This is a genomic window from Ensifer sp. CCNWLY38, from assembly GCF_037120565.1.
GTDB lineage: Bacteria > Pseudomonadota > Alphaproteobacteria > Rhizobiales > Rhizobiaceae > Ensifer > Ensifer adhaerens_H.
The window spans coordinates 64,780-77,664 of the sequence record NZ_JBBBBO010000021.1 but is presented as its reverse complement, the minus strand read 5'-3'; the positions used below and the strand labels follow the sequence as shown (position 1 = coordinate 77,664).

Below are 12,885 nucleotides of genomic sequence, written 5' to 3'. Positions count from 1 at the left end.
GCGGTGGATCGTCCGGATTTATTCTCGGTCGCCCACCGAGATGAAAATGGTCGATCTCCACCGTGCCATCGAGCATGTGCTCGCGCGCCGCCATGAGACGCAGCGCGTGTCCCATCCGCCAGGCCGTGGGTTGGCTCACCCCCAGAGCCTCGGCCAGGCGCACCGAGGACAAACCTTTATCCGACTGCAGCATAAGCCACATGCCCTTCAGCCAGACACTCAGAGGAAGCTTTGTGGAATGGAGCGGCGTGTGTGTCGTCACCGTAAACTGAAACCGACAATCGCCGCTGGAACATTGATAGAGCCCCGGACGCGCACGCCGCTTGCCCATATCGCGCCCGGCTATCGCGATCGAGCGCTTGTAACCACAGGCAGGGCAAACTCTCCCAGCCGGCCACACCATGCTTTCCAGCAATCGCCGGCACTGCTCCTCATCGCGAAAGGCCACGACCATATCTTCCGCTGTCCGAATGTTGGTAAGCGCTGCAAGCATCGTTTCCGACATTCTCATCTCCCTCGAACCATACCCGAAGAATCGCACGGCAATCCCCGGGCAGCAAGGATATTGCTGTCTTTTGTTGATAAAGGCCCGATACATTATGCGACCAATTTGGACTAAACCATGAACAAACGGCATTTGAGGCGTAAGGCTTCTTATGGAACTGAGACAGGGTTTCTGAGTGTTGCTGGGGCAAGACACCGGAAGAGGCAGAGGATCGCCGGCGGAACCGTCGGCGGACACTGTGGTTACGAGCAGGGGTGAAGGCCGCTAAGCATCCTGGTTGCTTCCTGCTCTTGGATAGTAGTTGCAGCTATCACGGCATCAGCTAAGACCCCGAACGCGGGTACAATTGGGCCCGACCTCTAGAATCGGCTGGAATTGGCGGCGATATTCCTTTCAAATTTACTCGACTTTTTGTTGTGGTGGCCACGATCGGAACTGCCGGCATGGTTGCGCCTTCGTTCTGGTCCCTGGCTACTTTTGCTCCCTCTAATTTTAGGGGTTTCTCATTTCCGCAACCGAGAGCGGATCGAAGTTCACCCGTTTGCGTGATTGCAGTGAGCCAAGAGGGTGAATAGGCTTCGCACGACTGCAGAGCCACTACAGTGAACGAGGATGATGATGGCGATCGGTACTGTTAAGTTTTTCAATCAAGACAAGGGTTACGGCTTCATCTCACCTGAGAACGGTGGAACGGACGTGTTTGTCCATGTGTCCGCGGTTGAAGGCGGCAGTCCGCTTCGAGACGGCCAAAAGGTCAGCTACGACATTGGCCAGGACCGTAAGACAGGAAAATCGCGAGCCGAAAACGTCAGGTCAGCCTGAGTTGCCAACTGTACAACAGTGACAACGACGAAAGTCGCGAGCTGTGGTTCAACGAAGGACTCGCTGGCCTTCGAAGCGATGGTCAGCAAACCACAATTCAGTTTGTTTCGAACCGTTCAAGCATTTTTTGGAGCAGGATGTTTTCCTGCCGAAGCCGTTGCGCGAGCAGCCCTTTCAGACGGCGATTTTCTTCCTCGAGCGCGGCAAGGTCGTCAATTGTTTCGGGAGTAACGATAACCGTCCGGCTGCCAATAGAACGACTAAGGCGCGCCGAGCCCTGGCGCTTCAGCTTCGTTTTTTGTGGGATAGCCTTCGGGCGATCCACTTCCAAGGGTAGGATCGGAGCAGAACCGGAAAAAACATACTCATTACCAGTGCCGCCTTCTGTCGGGTCCGCCAGATCTGCGATTGGGGCAGCAGCCTCGATTACGGCGCCCTCGTTTGGCAAAACTTCTGCTGTGGTCTCTGGAGAAGGCAGCTCCATGCGCTGAGCCGGTTCGAACAGATGCGGTGCTTCTGTCTCTGCTGCGCGCACGAGCGCTTTGAGGTCCGTATCGCCCCAAATTGAAGACTGGCTGGTAGTCGACCGCCGGCGAGCCGATTTGACTTCGACGACAAACTTTCGCTGCTGCGGTTTCATGCGGCTCCAACGTTTAAGGGTGCGATATCAGTTTACGGCGTGTCATACCGCCCGAGCATTTGTTTGAGCTGCCTATTCTGCAACCGCAACTTTTCTGCAAGCCGGCGCCTTAGTTGCCTGATGTCCTCGTCCAGTGCCGTCATCTCATCGACGAAGGTCATCGGCGGCTGTGGGGCACCGGAACTGCGATCTCCATACTCGACGACTTCGGCCACTGCAACATCGCCAGCGCTCGTTTTCCGGCTGCGCGTCGGCCTTTTCGTCGGCGGAGGCCGTGGCGGTCCGGCGGGTTCCGGAAGCACCACCTGAATGCTGGCAGTTAACCGGTCGACTGTTGCATCGCGCGTCCCGTCACCTTCGTCAACCACAGCAACTTCGGTGTCGATGTTCGGAGCGTCGAGACTGCTTGCCTCCTCGTTTGGGGCCTCCACAATCGGGTCAGCAACCTCTCGTGCCGGGTCCGCGGTCTCGATTTCAGGAGGATTTTCCGGCGCCTTGACCGTTCGTCCCAGGGACGCCAGCTGGACCAGATATTTCCATGGTGCTTTCATAGTGCGCCGCCAACCCGATCAAATGGCACCGGCATCCTCGGCAGCAGCCCTCAAAGGAACTCCAGCCAGAATGCGATGACAAGGGCCAATCAGGCTATCCGATCGGCCCTCTATCAATTGATCAGGCAAGGCCCAACCGCTTGCGCAGGTCGGCGTTCTCGGCCCGCAGTTTTTCGGCCAACGCCTTGCGCAGCCGCGCATTTTCCTCTTCGAGCTGGAGAAGATCTGCAATGTCGTCGAGGACTGGAACTGGAGCCGTCGTCGCCGTCGGCTGCTTTGCCCCACGGGGTTCGCCGGCGCCCTTGGCGACCTTCTTTGCCCTGGTCTTGCGAACGGCCGGCGCCTCTACCGAGAGCTTCCCGTCTACAGACTTATCTGCGCGCTTCCTGCGCCCCTTCGCCGGCTGGGCAGCAGCTGCCTCCGGTGTTTCAGCGGTCGCGTCCGCAACGACATTCTTGGGTCGCGGCCCCCGACGCTTCTTGGGCGGCGCGACTTCCGCCGGCGGCGCGGTCTCCACGATTTCGGTATTGCTCTCGTCTGCCATGAGTGTTTCCCCTCTCAAACCGATCATCTTTTTCCATTGGGCGGAAAGCAGAGTCAACAGCCGCACATCGCGGCATCATCTATCCGTTGGAGCATGACGCCGTCGCCGGTAGCGATGTGAGAACCGCGGGAGACGCCGGCAGTGAATGCGGCGGTTCTCGCTGCGACACTAGCGGCCGAGTTTTTATGCTAGGGCGTACCGGAATCGGGGAAACAGACCTTCCCTCCCCCGAGTTACGCGCCTAGCGTACATGAGCAGTTTCTGTTGGACTGCAATCCTCCCCGCGCCCAGTGAGCCATATGGGTGCGACACTCGCCCCGCCTGCCGGCGGGGCTTTTCTTTTCCGCACCTTGGATTAACTGAGCTCGGCCACCAAACTTGCCGGCGTTTCAGGTAACATTGCCGGATATCTGCGCCGGCAACAGGGCAAAGATCTCCATGAGTTTGAAACCGGTCTCGGGAGGGGCATGGAGAGGCGCATATCCCAACTACGTTGCTGAGCGTGCTCAGGGCACGCATCGCGGTTTGAAATGAATATTGCTCCTTGTCGTGTCCAGAGGCTTGATAAGCGCCGACGGCTGGAGCCATTCCAGCGGTGGACGATAGGTCATCTTGAAATCACGTTTGGGTGGGCCAGGTTGTAGGGGTGTTTCGAAAGCAACGGGAGGCAGTGATGGATTGCTCCGACAGCTTTGAAATTCGGTGCCAGACATGCGGCGCACGAGAGCGCCTCGCATTCTCCGAGATGGAGACGAGAGAACAGATTCAGTGCTCGGTCTGCGGGATAGTCCGGAGTATGGGAAAAGAGGATGTCCTGGAAATCTGCCGCGAAGCCACAAAGGCGACCCGCCAACGACTATGAGAAACAAGAAAGGCGCTAGATCCGAAACGGGTAGAATCCAGGGCCTTCCGTCTGAGCGTTCGAATTCACAGACGCGGCAAATATGGCAGAAGTCTGGGGGCGTTCAAGGCGGCCAGCGGCAGAGTTTTGCCGCTGCGAGTCACGTGACGTAGATTGATCGTCGCTGAGTGCGATCGTGGGGCCCAACGGTCGCGAGCGGAGGATCAGCGCGGTTAATGTGGTCGCAAACTTCGTGCATGAACGTCCATCGGTTTTTTTTCGATCAGCGCGGCCACTGTCGACCCATTGTCGACTCTACTTGCCTCCAGCGCTATTCACAGACAGCTTGCGCCGGCAACGGCGATACGCACGAAGCACGCATCTCAACATGATGGCAAGCAGTGGGTCGCCGCCTACGCTGCCGGGGGACGATACCGAATTGACTTTGCCTTTTCCAAGGCTTCGATCGTATCGTCGACGCTGAGGAGGACAGTGGTCTCAATAGAACTGAGCGCGCCTCCTGCGCCAATAGCAAGAGCGACTGCCGCCATCGATATATTGTCAGGCGCCTCCCACAGATTCCAACCATCATGCTCGCCAAAGGCGTACCAGAACCCATGGAGCTTTCCGCCAACGGATTCAATGTAAGTGCGTGCCGCCTCTCGGCGATCCTCGGGGTTTTCGATCATTCGCGCCCACGTTTCGGGCGTGTAGCTGAAGCGCGTGAGATAAATGGCCATGGATTGCCTCCTCTGCCAGAACAACACAGTTAACGCTCAAGGCGAGGAGAACGCGAGTCATCCAATGTGCGGACTTGTCGTGGTGAATGGTTTCCACTTCGCCGTTTCTGGGGGGCGCAGCGGCGACGAGACTGCATGTCTTCGCCGATGAAGGCGAACACCATGCCACCGCGACAAGGGTCCGGGAATATCCCATCATTGCTCGACAAGCTAATCAGTGAAGTTCGAGGGCAGCTAGCCCGCGGCGCACGACAGCGTGCGTGCCGTCACGGTTAAGTGGCATCCTCGCCATTCGGGTTTGGCACCGCCGCCTCTCTAGTGTCCCGAGGCGGATGTCTCCGTTCTTCGGACTTCGGCGTCGAGTCCTGAGGCTCGGGTCGGCGGACGGGCCGTGGTTTAGGATCGCCCTTCTTGGGCGGAGGAACAATTTTCTCAGTCATAAGCTCGTTGCTCGCGCTTTCCACTGCAAAAACCGATCGAGATCAGTAAAGTTCCGCTCGAATCGAGCATCTCAGCCTCGCCGGATTCCGGCCGCGTGCTTGGAACTAATGACGGGCGAGACTGTTTCAGATGTGACTTTGGCATGACGCTGACGTGCCCTCCTGGCTGGGTAAGCCTCGATTTTGAGGAGACTCGCATCATGAAGATTTCGTCCAGATTTCGTTCAGTCGCGTCTGCGGTTATCGCTGCAGCAGGAATCAGCTTTGCCGGCTCCGCGCATGCCGACAGCGGTACGATCAGCTTCTCAGTCTACAAGGCTGCCTTCTTTGTGGGTGGTTCCGGAGGCGAGGGCACGCTGACCTTCCATGGTCGCCGCTATCCCATCTCTGTCGGCGGCATCTCGGGCGGCCTCGCCTTCGGGGTTTCTAAGACCTATTTCCATGGTACCGTTCGCCACATTCGCCGCGCCCGAGATGTGACGGGGGTCTACGGGGCGGCGGGCGGTGGCGGCGCGCTCGGCAAAGGGGCCCAGGTGATCGTCATGACCAATGAGAAGGGCGCCCAACTCGAGCTCTCAGGCAAGCAGGTAGGCCTGCAAGTCAACGCCGATCTCAGCGGTCTTGCCATCACGATGAAGTAAGCGCCGTCCCTCCGTTCGTCGTCCCTGTAGTCGGCCCACTACGCTGAATACAAAGGTCGGCTTTCAGCGCTACCATCTAGGAAGCGGCGGTTCCACTGTCGGCCCCATCTCGGTCGTTCAATGGCGCGAGTTCAATGACCGCTCGTCCGCTTATTGCTCGTTCAGGCCAAAGGCCGTCAACTCGAACTACCCGTTAGAGACGAGCGCCGCCTGCCAATGCGATGAAATTGGCCGACTGTGATTCCCCCGCCTTGAAGGGATCCGAACCGTCGGCACGGGAAAAACGCGTTTCTCCGCACCTGTGCCAGTAGCGCCCGGTGTTGCGTACGAAGTTATGCCAATGGCGAGAATCGCTGAGAATACGGGTCTTTGTCACCGTTCATAGGTATCTGAGGCCACCTGATGGCCCTATGTTTTTTGCTTTGATGCAACGGTTGCATAATGGATCCTTTACGCAACACCCTAAATTCCCAACTTTGCCCAACCCAGAGGATCGCGCTACACGGCCTCCACGGGCCACCATCCGCGCGCGGAATGAAGCCGGCTGGGAGAACGGAATATGATTTGCTACGATTGGGATGGCGCACGTGGGAGCCGGATGAAGATCATGCGATTTGGAACGGCCGTCGCACTGGCGGCCTTGTTGGTATCGATTGCGGCCCAAGTCGTGAGCGAGGCGATCTGACGTCGAAAAAGGCCCCTGTATCTCACGCGGATGATCTGGAGCCTTCTGTCTGAGCGTTCGAATTCACAGACGCCGAAAACTAGCCGGCAACCCGTTACGAACGCAATCAGGGTAGATGACTAATCCCGCGGATTCGCCGGCCAATACCGTGCAAGCAGCGGGTCGTGCTCTAGACGTTCCTGCCAGGCTGCCTCAGGCACCTGGCCAGAACGATAGGCCTCAATAAGCAAGCGCTGATCGTCATTCTACTCGAGCTCGTCCTCGGCCGAATGACTTCAAGCATAGCAACGGGTCTGGCACTTGTCTTCCTAACGCGCTCCCGAGGCGGCCATGCCCCGATTTCGCGCGGCGTTCCCCGCCCTGGCCGAGGCGAACCCCAACTCGCACTGCTTCAACCGCTTATGATGGCGCAAATGTTCTCAAAGCTCGCCTGTGCCAATTCATGGCGCGGAACAACCAGAGTCAGGTGGTTGCCCCAGCGCCAGCCGAAAATGGCGTCCGGGAATAGCTGCAGGAGAACTGCATTGTCCCTGTCAAAAGGTGGACTTGCTTGGTACGCGGACGCGAGCACCGGGTTCTCCTTACGAAACCTCTTCCGATCGCGGGCGTCGTAATACATCGGTGCATTGAAGTGCTCGAGAGACACCCAATCCCAACGAGGCAGCCCTCCCATACCATCATGGCAATCGAGGGCTGCCGACGACCAGATAGCTTCAAAATGGATGCGAACCGGCTCGGGGAGCGTGCGGGGATCTTCACAGTAGAGAAGCCGGGCGAGGAAATTCCGATAGGCTTCCAGTTCCGTCGACCAGCTGTTGAATGCGCCGTCTGTGTCGATCAGACTCCGCATTCGGACCTCATAATCCAGCTTTGCCGGTGTTCCTTTGAATATTTCGACAAGCTTGAAATCCATCACTTCTATGCCCCCCACAAGGGCCCGCGCCTCATTGACGGAAGATTCCAGTGAAGCGCTCGGATTGGTCAATCGCGCTGCCAGCTCACGCAGCTCGTTGATCGCATTGTTGGCCGCCGCCGCATAGCGTTTGGCCTGATCAAGTGTTTTTTCGCTGTGTTCAAGGTGCGCGCTTTGAAATGCAAGCGCCTGTGCCGCCATGTCGCTGCGGCCGCTCAGCAAATGAGTGCGGTTGGAAACGGCAACGTCCAACTTTTTGGCGATGGGACGAATCTTATGCACAACGACGAGAATTTTTCGGTGAAGATCTTCAAGGTTCGCGACCCGCTCCAGCTCGTACCGTTGCTCGCTATAGGCTTCGCCAAGCACCCTCGAAATAGCGAAGACGACATGAAGCTCTTGGACATCGGCGAATTCGATTGCAGCCAGTTCGTCCGACAGGCCCTGCCAGTCAGCCGGGGAAAGAAGTTCAGGATAGCGTTCAGCCCGATGCGCGGTCACAAGCGCTTCCAAGCGCGTCCGGGCAGCGTTGTTAAGAGCACGTGTGGCGGCAACTTCGTCAAGGCGGCGCTTAGCCACACCATATTCATGATGGAGCTGATCGGGATCGATCATGTCTGTGGAACTGCCCGCTTGGTGGGCCCCGAATGCGGTGATCTGCTTTTGAAAACTCTCCAGAAGGTTCTCGTTGCGCCGTTCGACCTTATCGAGCCGATCGCGCAAAGCGCCAAAGAGTTTTCCAACGCCGTCCCACGTCAGCGGGTTCCCTGCGGCGCCACCCGGCCAGCGGCATAGATAAGGCCGCGGTCGGCCCTGGTCGTCCCAATCATTCGTGCCAACAAACCGCTTGTAATGTTCCTCCGCTCCCGTTTCCTTCTCGTAGATAGCAATCGGCCATCGCGGCAGCATGATGGGGGTACCGCCCGAGAGGGCCTCGGGGTAATTCCCGAGCCATTCGACCTTTCCGATAAAGCGCTGCGCCCTTTCGGGGCCGAGTTCCATTGTGTGCAACACGCGAACCGGGAGGGAATGCCGGTAATCCGTCTCAGCGACCGCGTGGCCGATGAAAAACAGCAGCCATCCCTCCCGGGGGCCAACACCTCCCCATAATCTCGCCGGAAGGGCGCTGCAGTCGAGTTGCGCCACGAAGATCAGCGGCTCACCGTCCGGTCCGGTTGGCCACGAGAAATAGGAGGGCATCCGTGGCTCTCCCCCGTACCAACCATGTCCTGGTTCTCCCTGGACCAGGGGAACCCGCTTGAAGACACGCGCCTCGGTGCGGAATTGCTGGAGCTTGAAAAAATCCTCATCGCCATAGGCGAGCGTATTGGCCTCGGAAGAGAGTGGCTGTCGGCGAAATGGATTTTTCATGGCAGCTCCAGTCCTTTCGATCGGAATGGCGCGACACTACCCTAGAATGGTAAATTGTTCGGACATCTGCTATTGGAGGTAGTTCCGTCTTTGCTCACCGCTTTGTTGGAAAAACAATTGCGTGCCGCAAAGGTCGACGCCGAGTTCCTTTCAAGGAAGCCTGGTCCTCGTACCGCTTTTTCCCCCTTGTTGGCTGCGGCGCCTTCCAGATACCGTCCTGCGCTTCTTTGCTGGGGCCGTAGAGCCGCATCACCATGGAGAAGCCGTCTTCGAGAGCCGGCAGCCAGTTGGCTCTTTTTCCTTCCCCGACGTTTCGTTCTGGATGTAGAATCTGTATCCGCCGTCGGCGTCCTTTACCCAGTTAGCATGGGCGTATTGAGCAGGTAGCGGTTGATCAGATTGGCGACCAGCAGCCGACTGGGATACCCGTACATCGTGAGGCCGAAAGCCGACCAACGAACCTCTCGCTTTGCTACCGGCGGCAGGCATTCGCCGGACGTAATAGGCGCGGCCAGTCGCAGCGTGACCTCGAGCGTCTTCACGACCATGCCGGCCGAGACCATCGGCTTGGCCATCACGAGCTCAATCAGCTCCGGCAGTTTCGACGAGGTGCGCCGGCCGGTGAGCTTTCGCTCCATCAGCTGCCGCGCCAGCCCCAGCCGGTCATGCTCCTTCAAGCCGAACTCGGCTGCCGCGATCAGGCCGTGGGCGATCGCCAGCAACCGGCTCTCGCGACCGCGATGCCGGCGGCGATCGACGGGAATGGATTTCAGGCCGAGATTGAAAACGGCGAGATGCGCCCCAGTCGTGATGCCGGCCCGGCGCACGACCGACGCTGCCGGCAGCCGGCCAAGCCAGAGCCCGTGCTGCAACACGGCAAGTTCGCTCTCTGTCACCTGAAATCACTCAACTCAATTTTCGGTTGGGCTCTTAGCTAGTGATTCTTGATTAATTGCACCCCACCGCAAAACGCTCTATTTTCCTTGCATGGCGCCTCGACGAAACGGGATGTCCTCGGCTTCGGAGCGCCGTCGGACTGCTTCGGTTTCCGCACGAATCCCAGATGTCATCCAACGACATGATCCACGAGGAGACGAGCGATGGGCGCAACGACGCCGGAAAACATCATGCAGCTTGGCATGGGGTTCTGGGCCTCCAAGGCCATGCTCAGCGCGGTCGAGCTCGGCGTCTTCACCCAGCTCGCGGCCGGCCCGGCCGACCTGCCGGACCTGCAGGCCAGGCTGAAACTGCATCCCCGCTCGGCCCGCGACTTCCTCGACACCCTAGTGGCGCTGAAGCTGCTCGAACGCGAGGACGGCCGCTATCGCAATGCCCCTGATACGGACCTCTTCCTCGACAAGGCGAAGCCGTCCTATATCGGCGGCATCCTCGAAATGGCCAACGCCCGGCTCTACGGTTTCTGGGGCTCGCTTACCGAGGCCCTGCGCACGGGAGAGCCGCAGAACGAAGCCAAGCACAGCGAGGACTTCTTCGCCGCGATCTATGCGGAGCCGGCACGGCTGCGCGGGTTCCTCGAGGCCATGAGCGGGATCAGCGCCGGTGCGGCGCAGGCGATCGCCGCCAGGTTCGACTGGTCGAAATACACGACCTTCGCCGATGTGGGCGCGGCGCAGGGCATGGTGCCGGTGGTGATCGTGCGAGCCCATCCGCATCTCCAGGCTATCGGCTTCGACCTGCCCGCCGTTCAGCCGATATTCGACGAGTTCATCGCCCGGCAGGGCCTCGCTGATCGCGTCCGCTTCCAAAGCGGCAACTTCTTCGACGGCCCGATGCCGAATGCGGATGTGATCGTGATGGGGCATATCCTGCACGACTGGGATCTAGCCGAGAAGAGGATGCTGCTGGAAAAGGCCTTCGCCGCGCTGCCGAAAGGCGGAGCGCTGATCGTCTACGACGCCGTCATCGACGACGAGCGCCGCAGCAACGCCTTCGGCCTGCTGATGAGCCTGAACATGCTGATCGAGACCCGCGGAGGTTTCGACTACACCGGCGCCGACTGCCAGGCCTGGATGCGCGACGCCGGTTTCGTGTCCACACGCGTCGAGCCGTTGCTGGGGCCGGACTCGATGGTCATCGGCTTTAAGCCCGACTGAGTGGAAACCGGACCCCGGCTGTTCTGGTTCATATGAAAGAGATTGTCTGAAACCTATTTCTGCCTGAACGCCTTGTTGCACGTCATGGTCAACGGGCCGACAATATATTCGAACGCAGTGCGCTCGACGGTCGGGATGATGACATTCGCCGGCATGCCCGGATATAATTTGACCTGCGGAAGTTCGGAAAGCTGGCTCTGGTCTATTCTGATCTCCGCGACATAGTATGGCGCGTTTGTTCGGTTATCCACCAGCCTGTCGGCCGAAACATTGACGACGCGGCCCTGCACCATAGGCGTTATGCGCTGCTTGTAGGCCGTCAGGTGAACCTCGGCCAACATTTCAGGATGGACATCGCTGATTTCGTCAACCGCGATCTGGGCGTCGATCACCAGCGAATCCCGGTCCGGTACCAGATCGAGGACCTTCTCTCCGCGCATGATCACGCCGCCGACGGAGAACACGGTCAGCCCGACCACCTGCCCAGAATAGGGTGCACGGATTTCGGTTCGCGCGAACACGGCCCTGGCATTGTCCAGGCGCGACAGGATTTCCAGTTCCTTGGCCTGCGTGGCTTCCAGCTCCTTCGAAGCCTCGGAAAGCCGTTCGTTGTCCAGTTGCGCGATCTGCTGATTTTGCTCGGCAATGGCCTGGCGCGCTTTTGATTACCGTGACCTTTTTCGATCACCCATGACGAAACCTTCCGCACGCCGCCGCAAATAACCCCTTAGGGCACAGGCGTGCTTCGGTGAACCCGTCGTGCGCGCAGATGCACGCACGACGTTAATTTCCATTGCCCGACCGCTCTCGCGAGGCCCAGATGGAAGGCCAGAAGACACCGGCTAATGTGGCTAAACCATCGCGGCTCGGTCTCCTAGCCTATTTTCCACCCCAGGCAGCCGGATAGTCCGGCAACTTCTCGCAACCACACATGGCATGATGCAGAGGCGGCATGTTGGCGTCGACATATTGGTCGAGCGTCACTGCCGTGATCGCCGGCTGCGGCATTACCCATTCCGGACCCGGCACCGCCTCGCCGTTCAGCACCTTCACCGCCGCGATGATCGGCGTGCGCCATTGGTAGGTCGGATAGGTCGGCGCTATCGCCTTAAAGCCCTCCGCCTTCCACTTGACCAGGAAGTCCTGCTGGTCTTCCCCGGTAATGATCGGAGGTGGCAAGCCGGCATCCTCGAAGGCTTCGAGTGCAGCAACCGCCGTCGCACCAGCATCCATCCAGATCGCATCGATCTTGCCGCGCTGCAGATAGTCTTCGACGATCGACTTGGTCTTGGCATTGTCGCCCTCGGTGAACTCCTCGCCTACGACGTTCAGCCCCGTCTCCTTGAAAATGCGCTTGGCTGCGGACGCGCGCGTCTCGAGCACATCAACACCCGGCACGATGCGCAGCATCAGGACGTCCGCGCCCGCCGGTGCTGTGGCCGCCACGAACTCGCCTGCCTGAATGCCGAAGCCGTAGCCGCCGACCGGATGGATGAAGGTGACAGGGCATTTGGTGTTGACGCCGCGGTCAAAGACGATCACCGGCAGCTTGGCGCAGGCCTTTTCGACTGCCGGCGTCAGGGCTGCCGTCGTATTCGGCGAGACAATCAGCGCCGAGCACTTGCCGCCGTTGATGAGGTCGTCGATGTCGGCGATCTGCTTGTCGTCGGAGCCTTCGGCATCGACGTGAATGAGCTCCTTGATTTCCGGATGGAGTTTCACTTCGGCCTGCATGTTCGTCCAGCCGGTCACCCGCCAGGCATTGTTCACGCCGGCGTTCGAGAAGCAGATCGTGTAGGGACCTGGCTTCTTGTACTTTGCGGTGTCGGCCATCTGGTCGCCGTAGTACTGTTCCCAGGGCTCCCCTTCCGGGCCGTTGGCCTTGGCCGTCAGCAGCGTCCGTTGTTTGTCGAACTCGGCAGTATCGTCGAAGTTCAGCTGTTGGCTATGCGCCGTGCCCGCGATGAGCGCAGCCGAAAGTGCGGCGGTCAGCAATCTTTTCATGTCTCACTCCCATTGATCATGATTTTCAGTTCCTCCCGATGGCGCGGAGCGGGATGTGGAAAGGTGTATGCGCC

Annotated in this window: 11 protein-coding genes and 2 pseudogenes; 3 read left to right on the top strand and 10 right to left on the bottom strand. The window is 59.2% G+C overall.

The features are described from left to right. A pseudogene (locus V7S54_RS31180) lies at positions 1-505 on the bottom strand (IS1595-like element ISRm32 family transposase); the annotation flags it as partial. 618 nt (positions 506-1,123) lie between these two features. On the opposite strand from V7S54_RS31180, the gene V7S54_RS31175 reads away from it, so the two are divergent. After that, the gene (locus tag V7S54_RS31175; RefSeq protein ID WP_065377544.1) at positions 1,124-1,327 is read left to right on the top strand and encodes a cold-shock protein; all 204 of its coding nucleotides are present in this window, start codon (positions 1,124-1,126) and stop codon (positions 1,325-1,327) included. 97 nt (positions 1,328-1,424) lie between these two features. Here the strand turns inward: V7S54_RS31175 and V7S54_RS31170 are convergent, their stop codons facing one another. The 4 genes from V7S54_RS31170 to V7S54_RS31155 all read right to left on the bottom strand — a co-directional run bounded on the left by V7S54_RS31170 (position 1,425) and on the right by V7S54_RS31155 (position 4,643). Then, entirely contained in the window at positions 1,425-1,967 is a 543-nt protein-coding gene (locus V7S54_RS31170; protein ID WP_336409801.1) for a hypothetical protein, read from the bottom strand. 32 nt (positions 1,968-1,999) lie between these two features. Then, a complete protein-coding gene (locus V7S54_RS31165; RefSeq protein WP_336409800.1) occupies positions 2,000-2,518 on the bottom strand; it encodes a hypothetical protein in 519 nt (172 codons plus the stop codon). Positions 2,519-2,639: 121 nt separating this feature from the next. After that, on the bottom strand, positions 2,640-3,062 hold the full coding sequence (locus tag V7S54_RS31160; RefSeq protein ID WP_058329196.1) for a hypothetical protein: 423 nt from the start codon (positions 3,060-3,062) through the stop codon (positions 2,640-2,642). 1,254 nt (positions 3,063-4,316) lie between these two features. Then, a complete protein-coding gene (locus V7S54_RS31155) occupies positions 4,317-4,643 on the bottom strand; it encodes a GYD domain-containing protein (RefSeq protein ID WP_065377543.1) in 327 nt (108 codons plus the stop codon). 640 nt (positions 4,644-5,283) lie between these two features. Here V7S54_RS31155 and V7S54_RS31150 point away from each other — a divergent pair. After that, on the top strand, positions 5,284-5,724 hold the full coding sequence (locus V7S54_RS31150) for a hypothetical protein (RefSeq protein ID WP_336409799.1): 441 nt from the start codon (positions 5,284-5,286) through the stop codon (positions 5,722-5,724). Between the two features lie 1,076 nt (positions 5,725-6,800). Here V7S54_RS31150 and V7S54_RS31145 read toward each other — a convergent pair. The 3 genes and pseudogenes from V7S54_RS31145 to V7S54_RS31135 form a co-directional block, all read right to left on the bottom strand. Continuing rightward, the gene (locus V7S54_RS31145; protein WP_336409798.1) at positions 6,801-8,693 is read right to left on the bottom strand and encodes a DUF1963 domain-containing protein; all 1,893 of its coding nucleotides are present in this window, start codon (positions 8,691-8,693) and stop codon (positions 6,801-6,803) included. Between the two features lie 94 nt (positions 8,694-8,787). After that, a complete protein-coding gene (locus tag V7S54_RS31140) occupies positions 8,788-8,976 on the bottom strand; it encodes a hypothetical protein (protein ID WP_336409803.1) in 189 nt (62 codons plus the stop codon). Positions 8,977-9,193: 217 nt separating this feature from the next. After that, a pseudogene (locus V7S54_RS31135) lies at positions 9,194-9,580 on the bottom strand (DUF1612 domain-containing protein); the annotation flags it as partial. Positions 9,581-9,793: 213 nt separating this feature from the next. On the opposite strand from V7S54_RS31135, the gene V7S54_RS31130 reads away from it, so the two are divergent. Beyond that, entirely contained in the window at positions 9,794-10,807 is a 1,014-nt protein-coding gene (locus tag V7S54_RS31130) for a methyltransferase (RefSeq protein WP_336409797.1), read from the top strand. A gap of 53 nt (positions 10,808-10,860) precedes the next feature. On the opposite strand, the gene V7S54_RS31125 is transcribed toward V7S54_RS31130, so the two are convergent. Continuing rightward, a complete protein-coding gene (locus V7S54_RS31125; RefSeq protein WP_065375060.1) occupies positions 10,861-11,328 on the bottom strand; it encodes an HlyD family efflux transporter periplasmic adaptor subunit in 468 nt (155 codons plus the stop codon). Between the two features lie 358 nt (positions 11,329-11,686). Continuing rightward, positions 11,687-12,811, bottom strand: a complete 1,125-nt coding sequence (locus tag V7S54_RS31120; RefSeq protein WP_065375061.1) for a substrate-binding domain-containing protein — start codon at positions 12,809-12,811, stop codon at positions 11,687-11,689. Between the last annotated feature and the right edge of the window lie 74 nt (positions 12,812-12,885).

What these genes read in the sequence shown, in the direction of transcription:
- V7S54_RS31175 (WP_065377544.1), top strand. Translation starts at nt 1,124, where the DNA reads ATGGCGATCGGTACTGTTAAGTTTTTCAATCAAGACAAGGGTTACGGC.
- V7S54_RS31170 (WP_336409801.1), bottom strand. Translation starts at nt 1,967, where the DNA reads ATGAAACCGCAGCAGCGAAAGTTTGTCGTCGAAGTCAAATCGGCTCGC.
- V7S54_RS31165 (WP_336409800.1), bottom strand. Translation starts at nt 2,518, where the DNA reads ATGAAAGCACCATGGAAATATCTGGTCCAGCTGGCGTCCCTGGGACGA.
- V7S54_RS31160 (WP_058329196.1), bottom strand. Translation starts at nt 3,062, where the DNA reads ATGGCAGACGAGAGCAATACCGAAATCGTGGAGACCGCGCCGCCGGCG.
- V7S54_RS31155 (WP_065377543.1), bottom strand. Translation starts at nt 4,643, where the DNA reads ATGGCCATTTATCTCACGCGCTTCAGCTACACGCCCGAAACGTGGGCG.
- V7S54_RS31150 (WP_336409799.1), top strand. Translation starts at nt 5,284, where the DNA reads ATGAAGATTTCGTCCAGATTTCGTTCAGTCGCGTCTGCGGTTATCGCT.
- V7S54_RS31145 (WP_336409798.1), bottom strand. Translation starts at nt 8,693, where the DNA reads ATGAAAAATCCATTTCGCCGACAGCCACTCTCTTCCGAGGCCAATACG.
- V7S54_RS31130 (WP_336409797.1), top strand. Translation starts at nt 9,794, where the DNA reads ATGGGCGCAACGACGCCGGAAAACATCATGCAGCTTGGCATGGGGTTC.
- V7S54_RS31120 (WP_065375061.1), bottom strand. Translation starts at nt 12,811, where the DNA reads ATGAAAAGATTGCTGACCGCCGCACTTTCGGCTGCGCTCATCGCGGGC.